Genomic DNA, 21,067 nt, shown 5'->3' with positions numbered 1-21,067 from the left:
ATGAGCAGGTTCGCCCAGAAGGTCGCCCTCGTCACCGGCGGTGGCAGCGGAATCGGAGCCGCGATCGCGCGGGAGCTGGCCGCGGAAGGCGCCTCGGTCGTCGTGACCGACATCAACAAGGATGCCGCCGAGAGCGTCGTGCGGCAGATCACCGACGCCGGCGGAACCGCCGCGGCCTTCGCCCAGAACACCGCGAAGTGGCAGGACTCCGAGGCCGCCGTCGCGTTCGCCCACACCACCTACGGCGGACTCCACCTCGCCGTCAACAACGCCGGGATCGGCGCCCCGCCGCAGAACATCGGCGACTACGACATCGACGCGTGGGACCGCGTGCGCGCCGTCGACCTCGACGGGGTCTTCTACGGGCTGAAGTTCCAGCTCCCGGCGATCGTCGCCTCCGGTGGCGGCGCGGTCGTGAACATGGCATCCGTCCTCGGATCCGTCGGCATCGCGCAGAACGCCGCCTACGTCGCCAGCAAGCACGCGCTGGTCGGCCTGACGAAGGTCGCGGCCCTCGAGTACACCGCGCAGGGCGTGCGCACCAACGCCGTGGGTCCGGGCTTCATCGACACCCCGCTCGTGCGCTCGAGCCTGACCCCCGCGGCCCTGACGCACCTCGAGAACGAGCACGCCACCGGGCGCCTGGGCACCGACTCCGAGGTCGCCGCGCTGACGCTCTTCCTGCTCAGCGACGCCGCCTCGTTCATCTCGGGCAGCTACCACCTCGTCGACGGCGGGTATTCGGCGCACTGAGTCATCGCCTGTCGGGCCCGTCGCACGGAGGCGCGGCGGGCCGTCCGGAAGCGGCGGGCCTTCCGGGTGCGGACGGCGGCGGCGGCGCTGGCGTCGGCTGGTCGGCGCCGGCGCTGCCGGCGCTCATGTCCCATTTATGGCCGGTGCCGGAGCGCTCGAGTGACGCTTTTCGGGACATGCACCGCTATAAGTGGGACGAGGGGGTCTCGGCCGCGACGCGGAGGGCGGTTTCGCAGGGGGGGTGGGGCACAATGGTCGCGGAGGTTTCCATGAGCGATCCGATCCCGACGATGCCGTCATCCGCGGATGCCGCCGGGACCAGCCCGGTGCACGTGATGCACACTGCGGCCGAGTGCCCGAAGTGCTTCACCGAGCTCCAGAGCGACCGTGATTGGTGGCGTGCCCGCCCCTCCGGATCCCGCCTCGTCGGACTCGTCGTGTCGCGTCCCGACATGCCCACCGTCGTGCAGCAGCGCGACGACCTCACGCGGTTCGGGGTGCCTATCGAAGGCTTCCGCCATCCCGCCCCGGAGACGCTCGAGGGCTGGGCCACCCGCCTCGATCGCTTCTTCGGAACCTTGACGCGCGGCGACGTGCTCGTGGTGGCCAGCGTGCACGCCCTGGGCCTGACGCGCGAAGACGAGACGCGCGCCGTCGCCGATCTGCGACGGCGGGGTGTCATCGTCAAGGTGCTGTCACACGGCGATCGCCACCTGCACGACGCGTCGGTTCCCACGCGGGGCTGACGCGCGCCGTCGGCGGATCACGCCGGCGGAGCTCGGCGGCGGAGCTCGGCGGCGGAGCGAGCCGGGACATCGCGGCGCGGCGCGGCGCGCAGAGTCCGGCGTCGAGCGGCCTCTTCTCGGTCGTCGCGCGGGGGTCAGGCGCCGACGTAGCGCGCGAGATGCTCCCCGGTGAGCGTCGAGCGCTGTGCGACGAGGTCGGCGGGCGTCCCCTCGAAGACCACCGTGCCACCGTCGCGCCCCGCTCCCGGTCCCAGGTCGATGATCCAATCGGCATGCGCCATCACCGCCTGATGGTGCTCGATCACGACGACGGTGTTGCCGGCATCCACGAGGTGGTCGAGCAGGCGCAGCAGCGTGTCGACATCGGCGAGGTGCAGTCCCGTCGTCGGTTCGTCGAGGACGTACACCGCGCCCGTCTTCGCCATCGAGATCGCGAGCTTGAGACGCTGGCGTTCCCCGCCCGACAGCGTGCTGAGCGACTGCCCGAGCGTGAGATAGCCCAGACCCACGTCGCGTAGGCGGCCCAGGACGGCCACGGCAGGGCGCGTGACGAGGAACTCCCCCGCCTCGGCGATCGACATCGCCAGCACCTCCGCGATGTTCTTGCCGTCGAGGGTGTACTCGAGCACGTCGTCGGAGAAGCCGCTGCCACCGCACAACTCGCAGACGGTCTCGACCGTCGACTGGAACCCCAGCTGCGTCACGATGACCCCGAGGCCCTTGCAGGCGGCGCAGGCGCCCTCGCTGTTGGCGCTGAACAGCGCGGGCTTGACCCCGTTGGCCTTGGCGAAGGCCGCCCGCACCGCATCGAGGATGCCGGTGTACGTCGCCGGGCTGCTGCGCCGCGACCCCTTGATGGCGGTCTGGTCGACCACGACGACGTCGTCGAACGCGGGGAGGTTGCCGTGGATGAGCGACGATTTGCCCGACCCGGCGACGCCGGTCACCACGGTCAGCACGCCGCGGGGGACATCGACGTCGACACCGCGGAGGTTGTGCTGGGTCGCGCCCCGAATAGACAGCGCACCGGTGGCCGCGCGCACGGTGTCTTTCACCCGCGCGCGGTGGTCGAGGAAACGGCCGGTCAGGGTGTCGGACCCCCGGAGTCCAGCCACATCGCCTTCGAACTGGATGGCGCCGCCCTCGCGGCCGGCACGCGGACCGAGGTCGACCACGTGATCGGCGATGGCGATGACCTCGGGCTTGTGCTCGACGACGAGCACCGTGTTGCCCTTGTCGCGCAGTTGCAGCAGCGTCTCGTTCATCCGCTGGATATCGTGCGGGTGCAGGCCCGCCGTGGGTTCGTCGAAGACGTAGGTGATGTCGCTGAGACTCGACCCCAGGTGCCGGATCATCTTGGTCCGCTGTGCTTCACCGCCTGAGAGCGTGCCGCTGGAACGGTCGAGCGAGAGGTAGCCGAGTCCGATGTGGACGAAGGCGTCGAGCGTGTCGCGAAGGCCCTGGACGAGCGGGGCGACCGAGGGGTCGTCGAGCGTGCGCACCCAGGCAGCGAGGTCGGTGATCTGCATGGCCGCGGCATCCGCGATGTTGACCCCGTCGATGCGGGACGACCGCGCGCCGTCGTTGAGGCGGGTCCCCCCGCACGCGGGGCACGCGACGACCGTGGCGGCCCGGTCGACGAAGGCGCGGACGTGCGGCTGCAGCGCGTCGCGGTCTTTCTGCAGCATGCTCTTCGTGATCTTGGGGACGAGTCCCTCGTAGGTCATGTTGGTGTTCGCGATGCGCACCTTCGTCTGTTCTTTGTAGAAGAAGTCGGCGCGCTCCTGCGGGGTGAACTCGCCCACGGGCTTGTCGGGGTCAAAAAAGCCCGATTCGCTGAAGACGCGGACCATCCACCCGTCGGCGGTATAGCCGGGCACGAGGATGGCACCGGCGTTGAGCGAGAGCGACGGATCGACGAGCTGGTCGAGGTCGAGGTCGCCGACCTGGCCGAGTCCCTCGCACTCGGGGCACATGCCGCCGGTGATCTCGAATGAGCGACGCTGCTTCTGCCCCTTCTTCGCGCCGGTCGCGATGGTGACCGCCCCGGCGCCCGAGATCGAGGGCACGTTGAACGAGAACGCCTGCGAGGAGCCGACGTGCGGCTGACCGATGCGGCTGAAGAGCACCCGCAGCATGGCGTGCACGTCGGTGGCGGTGCCGACGGTCGATCGGGCGTTGGCGGCCATGCGTTCCTGATCGACGCGGATGGTCGCGCTGAGGTTCTCGAGCGCGTCGACGTCGGGGCGCGACAACTCGCCCATGAACTGCTGGACGAAGGTGGGATAGGTCTCGTTGATGAGCCGCTGCGACTCGGCCGCGATGGTGCCGAAGACCAGGGAGGATTTGCCCGACCCGCTGACCCCCGTGAACACCGTCAGGCGGCGCTTGGGCACGTCGAGATCGACGTTCTTGAGGTTGTTCTCGCGGGCGCCCCGCACGCGGATGACGTCGTGGGCGTCGGGATCGGTCATGGGCGCCTCCTCGGGATCGTCCCCAGTGTGGCGCAGACCTCCGACATCGGCCAGGCCGATCCGGCCGCGGGCCTGCCGCGGCGGAGCGGGTGCGCCCGCCGCGGGCACAGCCGCGGGCCGGTGAGGTGACACGCCGCAGCGCCGAGGGCCGGACGCGGCGCGTCGGCCGCGGCATCCGCCGTTGTGCACACGCACGGGGCCGGTCGGGCTGCGGGCGGCGCCAGCCACACGGCCGGGCCGAACGGCCGGACCCCGACCCCCATCGAGCCGAGAGCCCGCGTCGGAACGCGACGGAGCCCCCGCAGACGGATCTGCGGGGGCTCCGGAGAGGGGCTCAGCCCTGGGCGCGACGGTTCGTGCGCGGGGAGCGGGCGCCGACGACCATGCCGGTCGTGGGAGCGCCGGACGCCGATCGGCCCGCGCCCTGCGGACGGGCGGCGCCGGCGCCGGCGCGCTGTGCGCCCCCGCTCGACTGTCCGCGTCCGGCACCTGCGCGCTGGCCCTGGCCACGGCCGCCCTGCGGCGCGTGAGCGGAAGCGGCGGGAGCCTCGGCGCCCTGACCACCGCCACTTCCACCGCGTCCGCGACGACGGCGACCGCCGCCGGCGGCCGGGGCTGCGGCATCCTGACCCGGCGTGCGGGCGGCGCGCTTGCGCTGGGCGTTGGCGCCCTGCGAGCGCCCCCCGCCCTGCGGCTGCGCCACGACGGGCTCGGGCTTGACGTAGGGCGCGACCTCGCCGACGAGCGCCACGACCTCGGGGGAGGTCGGGGTGACGGGCTGCGGGGTGGCGGAGATCTTGGCCTTGCGCAGGATGTCGAGGGTGTCGCGACGCTGCTCGGGCAGCATGATCGTCACCACGTCGCCGGCGGTGCCCGCGCGGGCCGTGCGGCCGGAGCGGTGCAGGTACGCCTTGTGCTCGACGGGCGGGTCGACGTGCACGACCAGCTCGACGCCGTCGACGTGGACGCCGCGGGCGGCGACGTCGGTGGCCACGAGCACCTTGGCGCGCCCGTCGCCGAAGGCGGCGAGGTTGCGGTCGCGCTGCGGCTGCGAGAGGTTGCCGTGCAGGTCGACGGACGGGATGCCGGCGGCAGTCAGTGCCTTGGCCAGCTTCTTGGCCTGGTGCTTGGTGCGCATGAAGAGGATGCGGCGCGCCGTGCCCGAGGCGAGCGTCTGCACGAGCTCCTTCTTCGCGTCGGCGTCGGCGGGGGCGAAGACGTGGTGGGTCATCGCGGCGACGTGCGAGTGCGCCTCGTCGACCGAGTGCAGGACCTCGTTGCGGAGGAAGCGCTTCACGAGCTTGTCCACGCCGTTGTCGAGCGTCGCCGAGAAGAGCAGGCGCTGGCCGTCGGCGGGCGTACGCGACAGCAGGCGCGTGACACCGGGCAGGAAGCCGAGGTCGGCCATGTGGTCGGCCTCGTCGAGCACCGTGATCTCGACGTCGCCGAGGTTCGCAAAGCCCTGACCGATGAGGTCTTCGAGGCGGCCGGGGCACGCGACGAGGATGTCGACGCCCGCGGCGAGCGCGTCGACCTGGCGCTTCTGGTTCACTCCGCCGTAGACGGTGGTGGTGACCAGGCCGTAGGCGGCGGCGAGGGGCTTGATGACCTCGTCGATCTGGTTCGCCAGCTCGCGCGTGGGCGCCAGCACGAGGGCGCGGGGCTTGCGGCCGCGACGGCGGTCGGTCTTCGCGGCCAGGCGCGCGACGAGCGGCAGCGAGAAGGCCAGGGTCTTGCCCGAGCCGGTCTTGCCGCGACCCAGCACGTCGCGACCGGCGAGCGTGTCGGGCAGGGTGTCTGCCTGGATGGGGAAGGGCTCGTTCTTGCCCTGAGCGGCGAGAACGTCGACCAGCGGCGTGGGCACGCCGAGGTCGGTGAAAGTCTGAGACGTCATGAATACTCCTGCCGCGGCGCGAAAGCACGCGGCGGTTCGGGATGCCGCGATGCTGCGGCGGAAATGGGCGAAGGCGCCGGGTGGCGCATCCGTTCGCCGTGAAGGTCAAAGGCCCGAGAAGAAGGGGCCGGTGCGTTCGACGACGCGAGGAGCGAGAGCTCCGTCCACCAGTCTACCGGGTGAGCCGGCGGTCGCCGCGCCGCGGCGGATCGGGCGGAACACGCGCGGGGCTACGTCGCCGCGCGCCAGCACCCCGCGACGTGGTCGTCGACCATGCCCGAGGACTGCATCAGGGCGTACATCGTGGTCGGTCCGACGAAGCGGAAACCGCGGCGACGGAGTTCCTTGCTCATCGCCTCCGACGCGGGCGTCACCGCGGGGACCTCGGCGAACGTCTCCGGAGGCGTGTGTGAGGCCGGCGCGAACGACCAGAGCAGGGCGTCGAGCTCCCCCGCGGTCATCGCCGCCACGAGACGGGCGTTGGCGATGACGGCCTCGATCTTGCCGCGATGGCGGATGATGCCGGCATCCTGGAGCAACCGCTCGACGTCGTCGGAGCCGAACTGCGCCACGACGCTCGGCTCGAAGCCGTGGAAGACCTCGCGGAAGCGAGGACGCTTGCGCAGGATCGTGATCCAGGCGAGGCCCGCCTGGAAGCCCTCGAGGCTCATCTTCTCGAAGAGCGGGCGGTCGCCGCGCAGCTCGGTGCCCCACTCCTCGTCGTGATAGCGCTGGTACTCGGCGTCGGCACCGGCCCATGCGCAACGGGTCACGCCGTCGGTTCCGGTGAGGACGTCGCTCATCCCCTCAGGGTAGGGGCGGGCTCCGACGTCGGCCGACGCGCCGGGGGCGGCGTCGCGTTCCCCGCACGCCGCGGCCGTTGGGGTGAGCACGCGCACCGGGTCACAGCAACCGCGTCGGCAGCGCTTCCTCGACGACGCCGTCGCCGTGGCGGTCGACGCGGTGCACGCGCCCGGTGGGCAGCTCGCTGACGACATCCACCGCACGCGTGCCCTCGTAGAGCACCGCGGCGCCCTCGTCGAGGCCGAACCCGCCGGGGAGCGTGCCGGTGGCGATCGCCCGATGCAGTGCCGGGCGGCGCCCGGGCTGCGAGTCGTAGTGCACGCCCAGCGAGCCGGGGATGAAGCCCAGGCCGTCGGTGATCGTGCGGATCTCGCCGAAGCCGGACGTGGGGCCGCCCTCGTGCCAGCACAAGGCTCCCGCCGAGGTCCCGGCGAGCAGCGTGCCACCCTCTCCGGCGCGACGAAGCGCCGCATCGAGCCCGTGCGCCCGCCACACCGGCAGCAGGTTCACGACGCTGCCGCCGCCGACCCACACGAGGTCGGCGTCGCCGAGGACCTCGTCGAGATCGACGGCCGTGCGTCCGAACAGGCGCAGGTGCACGGCATCCACTCCGGCCGCCATGGCCGCGGCCAGCTCGCGTCCCTCGTCGATGCGCTGGTCGCCGCCGGCGGTGCCGACGAACACGATGCGCGGGCGTCCCTCGGCGCCGGTGAGCTCGAGCGCGAAGCGCAGCAGCGGACCGAATGCCACGTCCGCCCCCGGGGCGTCGGCCCAGCCGCCGCACGTCGCAAGGATGCGCGGGACGCTCACGGGCGCACCGCCACGGCATCCGCGTTCCAAGCCCGCACGCGCGCATCCACCCACTCCGCGCCGGCGAGAGCGAAGGAGATCGCGCGTTCCTCGCCGGGTTCGAGCCCGAAGGCGTTGTCGTCGAGCCACGCACCGGGGGCGGTCGGGAAGCCGTCGATGATCACGATCGGCGCCGGCGCCTCGCCGACGTTGCGCACGCGCACCACGTCGGCGTCCCACCGGGCGTCGAGGCGGGTCCGCGGCTGCTCCCGCAGCGGGGCGGGGCCCGTGGCGTACGGCGCCAGGAGCTCGGCGATGGGGCGATCGACCAGATCGTCGAGCGGCAGTGCCTCGAGGGCGGCGACCTCGGCGCTCTTCGGCTGCGCGTTGAGGGCGTACCAGGCCGACGACACCCGCTCGCCGGCGCCGTCGTCGAGACGCACCATCAGCACGAGCGGCTGCAGATCGGCCGCCGGGACGACGGCGGAGAGCTCGAACGCGCGCACGGGCTCGTCGGGCGGCAGATCGAGGGATGCCGACCGCTCGGCGATGACGCGGAACCGCGCGTCGTACAACCGCGCCGTGACCCGGGCGCCGATCAGGGCGTCGGGGGTGTCGGCGACCGCATGCACGGCGGCCCGGAACACCTCCCCCGCGGCCAGCACCGTGCGGTCGTACACGGCGAAGGCGGAGCGCGCGGCGCCGAACTGCCGCGCGCGGTAGTACGACAGCTTCGCGCGGCCGTAGTAGTCGACGATCGCCCACGACGAGCCGGGGAACAGTTCGCCCACCTTGTAGAACCAGTACGCCGCCGTGCGCTCCCCCGCGTGGGCGCGCAGGCGCTCCGAGGCGAAACGAAGGGCATCGCCCTGGGCCAGCTGCGAGTACTCCACGAACCACTCCCAGTCGGTGAGCGGACCGTAGTGCGCGTAGCGCGCCTGCTTGAACAGGTCGAACAGCGAGAACTGCGCCTGGTGCTGCACGATGGCGCCGTGCGCGGGCGGAGGCCACTCGGCCAGCAGCGCCGGATCGAGGAAGCGGTGCATGCTGTCGAGATCGCACTGGCTCGACAGGCCGTACTCGCCGAACACCGCGGGCACGTGGTCGACGTAGGCCTCGACCGGCATGCCCTCGTGGTAGACCCCGTAGAAGTGCTCGGAGCCGCCCCAGGGGTCGGTGCGGTGGAACGCGCGCGTGGGGTCGAGCTGCCGCACGCGCGTGCCGATCACCGTGAGCAGGTCGTCGCCCGAGATGGTCTCGGGGTTCTCGTTGCCGCCGCCCCACATCACCAGGGAGGCGTGCGAGCGCAACCGGCGGACGATGCGCGAGGCCTGCTCGTCGACGGTCGCGAGGGTCGCGCCCGTGGCATCCAATCCGAAGCTCAGGGGGAACTCCTGCAGCACGAGGATGCCGAGGCGGTCGCACTCGTCGTAGAACGCGTCGCTCTCCACCGTGCCCCCACCCCAGGCGCGGAGCATCTGCAGGTTCGCACGCGCGCACAGGTCGAGGATGTGCCGGTCGATGTCGAACCCGCGGCGCGCCATGGGATCGGTGAAGCACCAGTTGGCGCCCTTGAGGAAAAGAGCGCGACCGTTCACGACGAAACGCCAGTCGTACACGTCGTCGCCCGAGACCGCGGGAAGCGCGCGCATCTCGACCGTGCGGACGCCCATCAGGGCGTCGCGGCCGGAGCCGTCGACCCACGCCTCGACGCGGTACAGCGGCTGCTCGCCGTAGCCGAGGGGCCACCACAGGCGGGCCCGCGGCACGTCGATCTCGATCGCGTGGCGGGAGACGCCGTCGACGGCCTCGATCCGCACGCCCGCGTCGACGACCACGGCACCGTCGGGGTCGGTCACCCGCACGCGCGCCGGCACCGCACCCGGGCCGATGTGCGAGACGAGGTCCCACTGCACGCGCAGACGCGCGCCGGCGTCGGAGATCGAGACGGTCGAGACGAACAGGTCGTCGAGCTCGTGGTCGGGCACGAGTTCGAGGCTCACCCCGCGCCAGATGCCCCTCGAGATGAGGTGCCCGTAGTGCCATCCCCACCCGGGCGAGGGGGCGAGCACCCCGTGCCAGTCGAGCGGAGGCGGATCGAGGCGCACCACGACCTCGTCGGTCCCGTCGCCGCGCAGCAGACCCGTCACGTCGATGTCGGGTCCGCCGTACATGCCCGTGTGGCGGGCCACGGGCTCGCCGTTGAGCCAGAAGGATGCCGCGTCATCCACGCCGTCGAACGACAGGCGCACCCGCCGCTGCAGCCAGGCGCTCGGAACGTCGAACCGACGCGCGTACCACCACTGCTGCTGTTCGACGCGGGTGCGGCGGAAGTGCCACGGCCACTCCCGCGGCTCGCCGTGCGCCACGAGCTCGGCGTGCGTGTGGTCATGCAGCAGAGGGTCGGGGATCTCGCCCGCAGCCGTGAGCGCGCTCTGGACGGTGCCGGGCACGGTGGCGCGGACCCAGCCCGACCGGTCGGTGTCGGGGCGGTGCCAGCCGACCGGCTGCGGCCCGTCCCGCCGTCCGAACCACCGCTCGATCGCGAACTCCCGCGCGGGAGGTGCTCCCGCGAGCAGCCAGTCGCCGTCGAGCGGGATCACCGCGCGCGCGGGCGGCGGGCCGGGGTCCGCTGCGCCGGCCGCCGTCGCCTCGGACGCCGGGGGCACGGCATCCATCCCGGGGCCACCCGGCCCAGCGACGGGCAGGAGCTCCGGGGCCACCTCGCGCACGGGCAGCGTCGCGTGGTCGCGCGTGGCGCGGTCGCCGTACAGCGGCGACGCCAGCGACCGCGCCCGCTCGCGCTCGTCGAGCGACCTCATGCGCTCACTTCACCGCCCCGGCGTACAGGCCGCTGACGAAGAAGCGCTGGGCGAAGACGAACAGCAGCAGGATCGGCAGGCTCATGATGAGCACGGCGGCCATGATGTTGCCCCAGTCGGCGAGGTACTGCGCCTTGAAGTAGAGCACGCCCGTGGTCAGCGTGCGCTTGGACGGATCGGTCAGCAGCAGCTGCGGCACGAGGTAGTCGTTCCACACGCCCACGCCCTGGAGGACCCAGAAGGTCGCGATCGCGGGACGCGCGAGCGGCAGGAAGATGCGACGGAACAGGGTGAAGTAGCCGGCGCCGTCGATGACCGCGGCCTCGACGATCTCTTTCGGGACCTGGCGCATGAACGCCGCCATCAGGAAGACGCCGAAGGGCAGGGCTCCCGCGATGTAGAGGAGGATGACGCCCGCGTAGTTGTTGATGAGGCCCAGGTCGCGCACGACGCGGAACTGCGGCACCAGCGCGAGCTGCATCGGCAGGAAGATGCCGGCGGCCAGCAGCAGGTAGACCCCCGACCCGATGCGCGTGGCCTGACGCACGATCGCGTACGAGGCCAGGGCCGCGACGAAGGTGGCGACGGTCATGCTGACGACGGTCAGCAGCACCGAGTTGAAGAAGAGGTTCGCGAAGCCGGCATCCTGCCACGAGGTGACGAAGTTGTCGAAGGTGGGTGCCTGCGGCAGTCCGGTCGGGTTCGTCAGCACCTCGAGGTTGGGCTTGAACGCCGTGATGACGATGATCACGATCGGGTAGATCATCGCGATGCTGAGCGCGATGAGCAGCAGGTTGATCGGGATGCGGCGGGCCGTGCGGAGCAGGGACCGCGTGTCGACGCGGGTGTTCGCTTGCGTGCTCATCGGTTGCCCTCCTCGGCGGCGACGCGGTTGTTGAGTCTGTTCTGCACGGCGGCGATCGCGATCAGCACGATCAGCACGAGCACGGCCATCGCCGAGGCGTAACCGAAGTTGTTGTTGACCAGGCCCTCCTGGAACACCTGCGTCATGAACAGCTGCGTCGAATTACCCGGTCCGCCTCTGGTCATCAGGTAGACGGTGTCGAAGGCGCGCAGCGCGCCGTTGATCGACAGCACGAGCACCAGGCCGATCGAGGGGATCATCAGCGGAATGGTGATGAAGCGCATGGCCTTCCAGCCGCGCGCGCCGTCGACCTTGGCCGCCTCGAGGATCTCGCCGGGGATCGTCGACAGACCCGCGAGGAAGATGACCACGTTGAAGCCGAGCCCGCTCCAGAGGTCGACGAGGATGACGCTGTACAGCGCCAGGTCGTAGTTGCCGAGCCAGTCCTGAGCGAGGCCCCCCAGCCCGATGCTGCGCAACAGCGTGTTGAAGGTGCCCGAGGTGGGGTCGTACATGAAGCTCCACGTGAACACGATCGCGACGGGCGAGATGACCATGGGGGCGAAGAAGATCGCACGGTAGATGTTGCCGAGCCGCAGCTGGCGGTGCAGCAGCACGGCGATGAGGAAGGCCAGGATCGTCTGGACGACGATCTTGAAGAAGCCGTAGATCGCGGTGTTGCCGATCGCCTCCATGAGCACCGGATCTCCCGAGAAGATGCGCACGAAGTTGTCGGCGCCCACGAATTCCCACGCCCGATTGAAGCCGCGCGCGTCGGTGAAGCTCGCGACGATCACCTGGCCCATCGGGTAGACGGTGAACACGACATAGAGCACGAGCGCCGGGGCGACGGCGATCCAGAACTTGCCCGCCGAACTGCGGCCCGTCCACAGGCGCGTCTTCATCGAGCGCGTGGTCACCGCCTGTGTCGCGGTGGGGTCGTCCAGGGCGAGGACCCGGGGGTCCTCGACGCGTGTGCTGCTCATGGCGTTCCAATCGGGTCGGAGAGGGGGATGACGACCACGGCGCTGCGCGCAGGAACCTCGACGCGGCCGCCGGAGAGGCGGGCGGTGCGTCCGTCGATGTCGTCGGTGTCGGCATCGCCGATCCCGCGCAGGTGCAGGGTCAGGGGGGCGTCGTCGTACGAGGCCACGACGACGAGGCGGCGTCCGTCGGACGCCTCCCACACGGACAGCAGGTCGTGCTCTCCGCCGTCGTCGCCCAGGGCGCGGATGTCGTGATCCGTGACGAGGCGGCCGTTCCACAGGGCGTCGCGATGCCGGTCGCGCAACTGCTCGGCCCGGCGAGCCAGGTCGACCGTCGCGGGCATGTCACCCGGGCGGCCCTTGAAGTTGAAGGGCTCGAGGCTGAGGGCGTAGCCGTACAGCAGGCACTGCGCGATCATCGCGCGGTCGTCGAAGCCGGTGAGAGCGGTGACGATACGTGCGTCCGGACGCAGGGTCCGCCCGAGCGGACGGTGCGTCGGGGACGCGCTGCGGAAGTACGACACGTCGTAGTGCGCGAACTGGTCGTCGTACGCCCCCTCGGCGGCGATCACGAAGCTCTCGCCCCGCTCGCCCAGGGCTGCGCGGATGTCGTCGACGAACGCGGCGTCCCAGGTGAAGGCGCTCTGCCCGACCTCGTGCCCGTGATCGTCGGCGAAGCACAGCAATGCGCGCCCGTGGTACAGCGACTCGTCGGCCAGGATGCCGTCGGCTCCCCATTCCGCCATCTGCACGACCTCGTCGGCGAAGCGTCGGCGCAGCCCCTCGACACCGAAGCACAGGGGTACGTACCAGGGGGTCGCGATGCCGTACCGCTTGCGCGAGGAGTGATAGACCGGCCCGGGCTGGGCGTACGGCTGCCCGTTGACGTCCCGAGCCGCGAACGGCTCGAGCTCGTCCCACAGGGGACCGGGCTTCTCGACCCACACGTACTTCACGTACAGGACGGTGGCGACGTCGAGCTCGCGCGCACGGGCGAGAGCGCGTCGCAGGCCCGCTTCACCTCCGAGCTTCCCGGACGGCCGGTGCTGCGGCACCAGGCCGTCCTGCCCGCCCTCGTTCCACCCGACGATCTGGATCGCGCCGATGCCCTCGCGCGCGCACTCCTCGATGATGTCGACGAGGGCGTCGAAGTCGTAGCGCGGCTCCCCCTCGGTCGACATCAGCTGCACCTGCAACCACGACCGGGGTTCGTCGAGCCACGCCGCGCGCGAGCGCCGCGTGGGGTCCTGCGTGGGGCGGTAGGCGTCGAGGCTGTTCTCCCACCGCCCCGCGAACGGGGCGACGGTCATCTCGGGCAGGCTCAGCGCGCGGCCGTCACCGGTCGGGAAATGGATGGCGTCGAGCGTGATCGCCGCGTCGTCGCCCGCCGTGCGGCGCAGGCTGTCGGCGAAGCCCGGGACGAGGCTCGCCCGCCAGCCGATGAAGTCGAGGGTGCGCGCCGACGGCAGCACGGTCAGACCGCCCGCCTCCCCGGCCAGCACCACGAACGGCGAGGTGGGGGCGCCCACCAGCTCGGGACGCAGATTGCCGCTGGCGTAATCGGGGTACAGCGTGCCCCAGTACGGCGCGTTCGAGTCGAACACCGGCAGCAGCGACACGCGCGTGCCCGTCGAGTAGTCGACGCCGCGCAGCTCGAGCGCGCCATCGAGCGGACGGATGCCGCCGAGGGAGGGGAATCGCACGGCCTCGACGCCACCGTCGTCGAGGTGGGACGAGAGGGTCAGCCGCAGCGCACCCTCCCGCACACGGGCCGCGACGACGATCTCCCCGGAGAGCCGCTCGCCGGCGGAGGTGAGCGGATCGCGCCAGGTGAGGGTCAACGCGGCGTCGCCGTCGCGGCCGACCGAGGTGAGCGCCTGGGGCGCCGTCTCCACCGTCACCGTGCGATCCCCGCCGCGGGGGATCTCCAGCACGAACAGAGACGGACGCCCGGCGCTGAGGGGCGCGAGCCCGGTGGCGGGGCCGTCGAGCGCGACCAGTCCGCCCGTCTCGGCGTCGAACGACGCGGTGAGGCGATCGTCGGTGATCGTCAGCAGGGAGGTCACAAGCACATCCTCGTTCTCGTTGTGTAGCCATACTACACGGAAGGCCCGCGCTGCACCCTCGATAACGGAGATATCTTCGCCGCAGGGGCTGATCGCGTAGCTGCGCTACCCCGGTGGGCCTCCACCGACCGGCGCGTCAGTCCGCGTTCGCGCGGATCTCCACGAGCGCCGCGTCGAGCTCGACGATCACGGCGTCGACGTCGGTGCGGCCGGCGATGAGGTTCTGCATGCCCACCAGCAGCGTCTCCTGCAACCGCGGGTGCGCCGGGATGACGACCGGACGGAACGTGCGGCCCTCCCACGCCGCGACCATGTCGGGGAAGAGCGGGTCGTTCGCCGACACGTCGATGCCAGCCGTCGTGGGGAACGCTTTCACCGCGGTCAGGAACTCGGTGTACACCTCGTCCTGGAAGAAGAAGTCGATGAAGTCCTCGGCGGCGTCGACCCGGTCGTTCCCCGGGTTCACCCCCCACGCGACGAGGTAGCTGCCCCACATGTCGGCCACATCGGCATCCATCGTGGGGAAGTTCATGTAGCCGGGCTCCACGCCCGCGGCCCGGGCGTCGGAGAGGATCCACGTCGCCGGGAACATCGCCGCCTGGCCCGTGAGGAAGGCCGACTTCGCCGCCGACTGGTTCGTGCCCAGCGGGTCGGCCATGTAGAAGGGCACGAGATCCTGCACGACCTCGAGCGCGTCGGCGTATCCGCGGATGTCGGCGAAGGTGCGCTCTCCCTCGAGGAGCTCCTCGATCGCGTCGGGGTCATCGGGGAAGACGTGCTGCGCCATCGCGTAATAGGCGATGAACTGCGGCCACCAGCTGTCCTGCGCACTCATGGCGAAGGGCGTGATGCCGGCCGCGGAGAGCGCCTCGGCCGCCGCTTTCAGCTCCGTGTAGGTCTGCGGAACCTCCGTGATGCCCGCCTGCTCGAAGAGGGCGGCGTTGTAGATGATGCCGTTGCCCGACTGCGAGACCGGCACCGAATAGGCGGCGTCGCCGTCGGCACCGCGGCGGGCCTCTTGCGCGGCGGCCTCGTCGAGGCGACCGAAGAAGGCGGCATCCGAGAGGTCGGCGGCGAAGCCGTCGCGGACGAAGTCGCCGAGGTTCTTCGGGTCGAAGCCGTACACGTCGGGACCCGCCCCGCCCGACAGGCGCGTCTTCAACACGCTGTCGTAGTCGTTGGTGTTGACGAACTCCGCATTCACGGTGATGCCGGGGTTCTCGGCTTCGAAGGCGGCGATGACCTGCTCGTAGGCCTTCTGCGTGTCGCCGCCGTCGCCCCACATGAGGAAGCTCAGGCTGGTCGTGTCCGACGAGCCCCCGGCGCACCCGGTCAGGGAGGACAGGGCGAGGGCCGTCAGGGCGGCCGCGGCGACGGCGGTGCGGACGGAGGGGCGGGGCATGGGAGTGGTCCTTTCGACGGAAGCGCCCCGCCCCGCGAAGGCGGGACGGGGCGCTCGAGGGAGGGGGTCAGCCGTTGTTGGCGCGGTACTGCTCGAGGGCGAGGTCGAGGTCGCCGAGCACCTGCTCGGTCGTCTTCTGCCCGGCGATGATGTTCTGCAGACCCACCAGCAGCGCGTCCTGGATGCTGGGGTCGGTCGGTGAGAAGGCCGCGACGAAGGTCTTGCCCTCCCACGCCGTCTGCATCTCGGGGAACAGCGGGTCGACGTCGGCGCCGATCTCCACGCCGGTCGTCGTGGGGAAGAGCTTCACCTTCGACAGGAACTCCCCGTAGGTGTCGTCCTGCAGGAAGAAGTCGAGGAACTTGTGCGACGCGGCGAGCTTCGCGTCACCGTTGTTGGGGTTGACGCCGAAGCGCACCTGGTAGGTGCCCCACAGGTCGTCGGAGGGCTGGTCGACCGTGGGGAAGTTCATGTACCCGAGGTCGAGGCCCGCGTCACGGGCGTCGGAGAGGATCCACGTGGCGGGGAACATCGCCGCCTCGCCCCCGAGGAAGGCCGACTGCGCCGCGGTCTGGCTCGTGCCGACCGGGTTGGGCATGTAGTAGGGCGTCAGGTCGCGCACCACGTCGAGGGACTCGGCCCAGGCGTCGCTCTCGGAGAACGTCGTCTCGCCCGCCGCCATCTGCTCACCCAGCTCCTCGTTCGCGCCGTGCTCGGCGAGGGCGTAGTAGACGATGAACTGCGGCCACCAGTTGTCCTGCGCGCTCATCGCGAAGGGGATGACACCGGCATCCGAGAGCTTCTGGCTGTCGGCCAGCAGCTCCTTGTACGTCGTGGGCGGCTCGCTGATGCCGGCCTTGTCGAACAGGGCCTTGTTGTAGATGATGCCGTTGCCCGACAGCGAGATCGGCAGATTGTAGGTGCCGCCGGAGCGCTGGCTGTCGGTGGCGGCTTCGGGAGTGAGCTTCGACAGGTAGCTCTCTCCGCCGTCGGAGAGGTCGGCGGCGAAACCGTCGGCGACGAAGGTCTCGATGTTGCCGAGGTCGAAGCCGTAGACGTCGGGGCCCGCACCACCCGACAGGCGGGTCTTGAGGATGTTGTCGTAGTCGTTCGTGTTGAAGAACTCGGCGTTGACCGTGATGTCGGGGTTGGCTTCCTCGAACTTCGAGATGACGTCCTCATACGCGGTCTGGGTGTCACCGCCGTCGCCCCACATCATGAAGCTGAGCTCGGTCGGGCCGCTGCTCGAGCCTCCCGCGCACCCGCTGAGCGCGCCCACCGCCGTCAGTGCTACGGCAGCGATCGCCGTGTGCTTCAGCCACTTCGTCATGGCCCGTCCCCTCGTCTCCATTGATCGCCGGTCGCTGCTGTGCGGCCGGAGTACGTTGGTAGCGATACTACACAAAGTCGCGGCGAACGCCAGTAACAGATCTCCGAAGCCGCTGATTTCTGCTCGAATCGCTAGTGAGACTACGCGTTCACGTGCTCGCGCTAATAGGGTGTCGCCTCATGGACTTCCCTTCGACGCCGATCGGCCGCCGGCTGACCATCAACACCATCGTGCGCCGCCACCAGATCGAGGCGACCCGCGACCGCTCCCTCTGGGAGGACGAGACCCCCCTTCATTCGGCCGCCCTCGTCGAGCGCTTCTCCGACGCCGTCCGTGACGCCGTCCCCGACGCCTCGCTCACCTGGGCACTGTCATGGGGCGCCCTCACCGACGACTCGCCCCGCTATCGCGATATCCGCCGGACCCTGGCCCGCATCGCCGCGGATCACGACGACGACGTCACCTTCGTCCCCGGCGGGTTTTTCGCCAATCTCTACGGCACCCGCGACGACGTGGCGCGCGACATCTCGGATGCCGTCGACCTCCTGCACACGCACTTCGACCGCCCCACGACGTCGCTGGTCGCCGGCTTCCTCTCCGCCGACAACATCGCGGCGGCCCGGGATCTCGGCATCCGCTCGGTGCAGGGGAACATCTGGAGTCAGTTCGACATCGACCTGCAGGACGGCGACGGCTCGCTCGCGTACCCCTATTACCCCTCGCGGCGGAACTTCCTCGTGCCCGGCCGCGGCGACGACCGCATCGATGCGGTGCAGCTCGACGGGTGGACCGTCGACCTCGTCGCCGCGCGCGGGGCGGGGATGTCGACGGCGTTCAACTCGCGCCTCGGCCTCGGTCCGATCGAGACGCTGCATCGCCTGCCGCGCGAAGACGCGCTGCGCGAGCTGCACGCGACGAGCGAGGCGCACCTGAACGAGCGCAATGTCGAACGCAACGGGCTGGGCTGGCTGACGGTGAACTACGAGATCAGCGAGGTCGCCCGCGGTCTCGACCACGACCCGACCACGCTCGACGCCTGGGCTGGCTGGCTGCGCGGTCTGCGCGAGCGCTGGAGCGACCTCGAGGTCACCACCATCGGCCGGTTCGGCGAGGAGTGGCGACAGCGTCACCCCGACAATCAGGGGCTCGCCTATCTGCTCGAGCAGACCGGCTCCGGAGTGCAGGGATCGACGGCGGGCGAGACGGTGACGTGGTTCATGGGCGCCGACTTCCGGCTCGGCGTCGTGCGTGCGGGCGACGACGTCGACGTCTTCGACTACACCGCGTACGCCGACGCCCCCGGGGAGCCGCAGCAGCTGGGCGACCGCCGCTGGAGCCTGCTCGGCGAGATCAACCAGAAGCAGACGCGCCCGCAGGACCGACCGGTGCCGCTCGGACGCTTCCTCTCGACCCACCCCGAGGTCGAGGAGGCCCTGGATGCCACCTGGGGAGCCGCCCCCGAACTGGCAGCGCTGCGGGTGACCTCGTGATCGCGGTCCGCGACCTCACGGTCGAGCACACCGTCGACCCCGTCGGCGTGGGCGCTGAGCCCCGCTTCGGCTGGACGCTGCACGCCGACGCCGCGGGCGTGCGGCAGACGGCCTATCGCCTCACCGTCGCCGACGCCGACGGCGTCGTCTGGAGCTCGGGCCGGATCGACACCGACCGCAGCGTCGACGTCGCCTACGCGGGGCCGCCCCTGCGTCCGCTCCGACGGCACACGTGGACGGTGGTGGTGACGACGACCGCGGGCGACGCCGTCGCCACCGGCGGCTTCGTCACCGCCGTGACCGACGACGACTGGCGCGGGGCGGAGTTCATCGGCGGTCCGCCCGACAGCGTCGCCGCCCCCCTGCTGCGCGCGACGTTCGAGCTCGACGCCCCGGTCGCCGAGGCCTACCTCGTCGTCGCCGCCGGCGGTCTCGCCCGCGTCGAACTCGATGGGCGGGCGGTCGACGACAGCGTGCTCGGACCAGGGTTCACCGATTACGACGTCACCGCGCAGTACACGCTCGTCGACGTGACCGAGCGGCTCTCCCCCGGCCGCCACACGATCGGCGTCGAGCTCGGCCGGGGCTTCTACGGCATGCGCGGCCGCAACACGTGGGATTGGGAGCGGGCCCCGTGGCACGCCGATCCGTGCGCCCGCGTGCTCCTGCTGCTGCGCGACGAGCGCGGCGAGCGCGTGATCGCCAGCGGACCGCACTGGCGTACGGCATCCGGCCCCACCGCCTTCGACGACCTCTACGCCGGAGAGGACTTCGACGCCCGACTCGACCCCACCGGGTGGAGCACGCCCTCCTTCGACGACGGGGGATGGATGCCGGCGCGGCCCGTCGACGGACCACGCGGTCGGCCGATCGTGCAGCGTCAGCCGCCGATCGTCGAGGGCGAGCTGATGGAGCCGTCGGCGGTGACCCCCCTCGACGACGGCCGTTGGGTCGTGTCGTTCCCACGCGTGATCGCGGGATGGGTCGAGGTCGACGCGGAAGGGGCGGCGGGCGAGGTCGTGGAACTGCGATTCGGCGAGTCGCTGCGCGAGGACGGCACCCCCAACGCGGACGACGAGAAAGGGTACTTCGACGGCCGGTTCCAGACCGTGCGCGTCACCCTCGGCGAGGCGCCGGTGCACTGGCATCCGCGGTTCACCTGGCAGGGCTTCCAGCACGTGGAGGTGCGGGCGCGACGGCTGCCGACCCTGCGTGCGCGGGTGGTGCACACGCGCGCGCCGCGCACGGGACGGTTCGCCAGCTCGTCAGCGCTGCTCGACACGTTGCACGAGCTCACCGTGCGCACGATCCTCAACAACCTGCACGGCATCCCCACCGACACTCCCAAGTACGAGAAGAACGGGTGGACCGGCGACGGCATGGTGGGCGCGCAGATGATGCTGCAGAACCTCGACGTGCACGAACTGCTCGCCAAGTGGGTCGACGACATCGCGGCGTCGCGGCACGGAGAGGGAGCGCCCGAGGTGATCGCCCCGCACGGCGGGTGGCACATGGACTGGTCGCCGGCGCCCACGTGGCACGCGGCGCTGCTGCTGGTGCCGTGGGAGATCCATCGCCAGCGCGGCGACGAGCGCGTGCTCGCCGCCGCCTGGCCCGACGCGCGCGACTACCTGCGGTTCGAGTTGTCGCGCGGAGTCGACGGGATCTTCGACACCACGCTGGGCGACTGGGTGAGCCCGGAGACGGATGCCGGCGGCGGCAACGCCCCGGAGGACACGCGGATCGCGGCGACGGCATTCGTCATCGCCATGTGCGACACCGCGGCGCTCATGGCGCGCGTGCTCGGTCACGACCCCCGGGAATGGGAGGACGCCGCGGCCCGTTCGCGCGACGCCTTCGTGCGGGAGTTCTGGGATGCCGACTCGGCCGAGGTGCGCGGGGTCGGCGACGCCGGGTACCGCCAGGCGCACACCGTGCTCGCCCTCGCCTTCGACGTGCTGCCGGAGCCCGACCGCCGGCGCGCCGCCGATCGCCTCGCGCGGGACGTCGTCGAGCGCGACCATCACCTGTCCACCGGAGCCCTCGCGACGAAGCACCTGCTGCCGCAGCTGACGCGGTACGGGCACGTCGACGTGGCCGTGGGCGTCGCCCTGCAGACCACGTTCCCGAGCTGGGGGTTCTGGGTCGAGCGCGGCGCGACGTCGCTGTGGGAGCACTGGAAGGAGGAGTCGCGCTCGCGCGGGCACTACTTCCTCGGCACCATCGACGACTGGCTCTACGCCGATGTCGCGGGGCTCTCGCCGCGGGAGCCCGGGTGGCGGGAGGCCCTCGTCGCCCCGCGCGTGATCGGCACCGCGATCGACCGGGCCGAGGCGAGCGTGCGCACGCCCCAGGGGGACCTGTCGGTCAGCTGGCGCGTCGAAGGCGCCGAGGTCGTGCTGTCGTGCACCGTGCCGATCGGGGTCTGCGCCGTGATCGAGCTGCCCGGGCTCCGTCGGCGCGTCGAGGCGGGCGTGCACGAGGTGCGGGCCGCGCTGCCGGCGGTCGCCGTGTGACCACGGCGGCGCCGGCGCTCCGGCTCCGGTGCTGCGACTCCGGCGACGCGGGCGACCCGGCGGCCCGCACGCGACGAACACACGAACGGTCCGCGCCGACCCCGACCGGGGTGCCGGCGCGGACCGTCAC

The 21,067-nt window shown here is 71.2% G+C and carries 14 protein-coding genes; 4 read left to right on the top strand and 10 right to left on the bottom strand.

Translation table 11 applies throughout. From position 1 onward, the window contains the following. Positions 1–753 carry an SDR family NAD(P)-dependent oxidoreductase gene (locus tag B0B15_RS03930; RefSeq protein WP_076673446.1) on the top strand — a complete coding sequence of 251 codons (753 nt, stop codon included), beginning with the start codon at positions 1–3 and terminating at the stop codon, positions 751–753. A 269-nt stretch (positions 754–1,022) separates the two neighbouring features. Beyond that, positions 1,023–1,499 (top strand): dehydrogenase, encoded by a 477-nt coding sequence (locus B0B15_RS03925; RefSeq protein WP_076673444.1) that lies wholly within the window; start codon positions 1,023–1,025, stop codon positions 1,497–1,499. A 134-nt stretch (positions 1,500–1,633) separates the two neighbouring features. Here the strand turns inward: B0B15_RS03925 and B0B15_RS03920 are convergent, their stop codons facing one another. The 10 genes from B0B15_RS03920 to B0B15_RS03875 all read right to left on the bottom strand — a co-directional run bounded on the left by B0B15_RS03920 (position 1,634) and on the right by B0B15_RS03875 (position 16,931). Beyond that, positions 1,634–3,973 carry an ATP-binding cassette domain-containing protein gene (locus tag B0B15_RS03920; protein WP_076673443.1) on the bottom strand — a complete coding sequence of 780 codons (2,340 nt, stop codon included), beginning with the start codon at positions 3,971–3,973 and terminating at the stop codon, positions 1,634–1,636. A 334-nt stretch (positions 3,974–4,307) separates the two neighbouring features. Then, positions 4,308–5,867, bottom strand: coding sequence for a DEAD/DEAH box helicase (locus B0B15_RS03915; RefSeq protein WP_076673441.1), 1,560 nt, complete (start codon positions 5,865–5,867; stop codon positions 4,308–4,310). 230 nt (positions 5,868–6,097) lie between these two features. Then, entirely contained in the window at positions 6,098–6,670 is a 573-nt protein-coding gene (locus tag B0B15_RS03910; RefSeq protein WP_076675140.1) for a DNA-3-methyladenine glycosylase I, read from the bottom strand. Positions 6,671–6,770: 100 nt separating this feature from the next. Next, entirely contained in the window at positions 6,771–7,481 is a 711-nt protein-coding gene (locus B0B15_RS03905) for a Type 1 glutamine amidotransferase-like domain-containing protein (protein WP_076673439.1), read from the bottom strand. After that, a complete protein-coding gene (locus B0B15_RS03900; protein WP_076673438.1) occupies positions 7,478–10,282 on the bottom strand; it encodes a glycoside hydrolase family 2 protein in 2,805 nt (934 codons plus the stop codon). The genes B0B15_RS03905 and B0B15_RS03900 overlap by 4 nt, the downstream gene beginning before the upstream one ends. A gap of 4 nt (positions 10,283–10,286) precedes the next feature. Next, on the bottom strand, positions 10,287–11,147 hold the full coding sequence (locus B0B15_RS03895; RefSeq protein ID WP_076673436.1) for a carbohydrate ABC transporter permease: 861 nt from the start codon (positions 11,145–11,147) through the stop codon (positions 10,287–10,289). Further along, positions 11,144–12,133: a carbohydrate ABC transporter permease gene (locus B0B15_RS03890; RefSeq protein ID WP_083708852.1), complete on the bottom strand. Its 990-nt coding sequence runs from the start codon at positions 12,131–12,133 to the stop codon at positions 11,144–11,146. The genes B0B15_RS03895 and B0B15_RS03890 overlap by 4 nt, the downstream gene beginning before the upstream one ends. Further along, positions 12,130–14,199 carry a DUF6259 domain-containing protein gene (locus tag B0B15_RS03885; RefSeq protein ID WP_076673435.1) on the bottom strand — a complete coding sequence of 690 codons (2,070 nt, stop codon included), beginning with the start codon at positions 14,197–14,199 and terminating at the stop codon, positions 12,130–12,132. The genes B0B15_RS03890 and B0B15_RS03885 overlap by 4 nt, the downstream gene beginning before the upstream one ends. A 136-nt stretch (positions 14,200–14,335) precedes the next feature. Then, positions 14,336–15,601, bottom strand: a complete 1,266-nt coding sequence (locus B0B15_RS03880; protein ID WP_076673433.1) for an ABC transporter substrate-binding protein — start codon at positions 15,599–15,601, stop codon at positions 14,336–14,338. A 67-nt stretch (positions 15,602–15,668) separates the two neighbouring features. After that, positions 15,669–16,931: an ABC transporter substrate-binding protein gene (locus B0B15_RS03875; protein ID WP_076673431.1), complete on the bottom strand. Its 1,263-nt coding sequence runs from the start codon at positions 16,929–16,931 to the stop codon at positions 15,669–15,671. Between the two features lie 179 nt (positions 16,932–17,110). Here B0B15_RS03875 and B0B15_RS03870 point away from each other — a divergent pair, with 179 nt between their 5' ends. Beyond that, the gene (locus B0B15_RS03870) at positions 17,111–18,421 is read left to right on the top strand and encodes a DUF3863 domain-containing protein (protein ID WP_076673429.1); all 1,311 of its coding nucleotides are present in this window, start codon (positions 17,111–17,113) and stop codon (positions 18,419–18,421) included. Continuing rightward, positions 18,418–20,937, top strand: coding sequence for a family 78 glycoside hydrolase catalytic domain (locus B0B15_RS03865; protein WP_076673427.1), 2,520 nt, complete (start codon positions 18,418–18,420; stop codon positions 20,935–20,937). Before B0B15_RS03870 ends, B0B15_RS03865 begins: the two co-directional genes overlap by 4 nt. Positions 20,938–21,067 lie beyond the last annotated feature (130 nt).

The organism is Microbacterium sp. RU1D (assembly GCF_900156435.1).
In the GTDB taxonomy this organism is placed as follows: domain Bacteria; phylum Actinomycetota; class Actinomycetes; order Actinomycetales; family Microbacteriaceae; genus Microbacterium.
The sequence above is the reverse complement of the archived record's forward strand: the minus strand, read 5'-3'. Positions and strand labels throughout refer to the sequence as shown.

Coding starts and splice junctions, on each gene's coding strand:
- B0B15_RS03930 (WP_076673446.1), top strand. CDS start 1: ATGAGCAGGTTCGCCCAGAAGGTCGCCCTCGTCACCGGCGGTGGCAGC.
- B0B15_RS03925 (WP_076673444.1), top strand. CDS start 1,023: ATGAGCGATCCGATCCCGACGATGCCGTCATCCGCGGATGCCGCCGGG.
- B0B15_RS03920 (WP_076673443.1), bottom strand. CDS start 3,973: ATGACCGATCCCGACGCCCACGACGTCATCCGCGTGCGGGGCGCCCGC.
- B0B15_RS03915 (WP_076673441.1), bottom strand. CDS start 5,867: ATGACGTCTCAGACTTTCACCGACCTCGGCGTGCCCACGCCGCTGGTC.
- B0B15_RS03910 (WP_076675140.1), bottom strand. CDS start 6,670: ATGAGCGACGTCCTCACCGGAACCGACGGCGTGACCCGTTGCGCATGG.
- B0B15_RS03900 (WP_076673438.1), bottom strand. CDS start 10,282: ATGAGGTCGCTCGACGAGCGCGAGCGGGCGCGGTCGCTGGCGTCGCCG.
- B0B15_RS03895 (WP_076673436.1), bottom strand. CDS start 11,147: ATGAGCACGCAAGCGAACACCCGCGTCGACACGCGGTCCCTGCTCCGC.
- B0B15_RS03890 (WP_083708852.1), bottom strand. CDS start 12,133: ATGAGCAGCACACGCGTCGAGGACCCCCGGGTCCTCGCCCTGGACGAC.
- B0B15_RS03880 (WP_076673433.1), bottom strand. CDS start 15,601: ATGCCCCGCCCCTCCGTCCGCACCGCCGTCGCCGCGGCCGCCCTGACG.
- B0B15_RS03875 (WP_076673431.1), bottom strand. CDS start 16,931: ATGACGAAGTGGCTGAAGCACACGGCGATCGCTGCCGTAGCACTGACG.
- B0B15_RS03870 (WP_076673429.1), top strand. CDS start 17,111: ATGGACTTCCCTTCGACGCCGATCGGCCGCCGGCTGACCATCAACACC.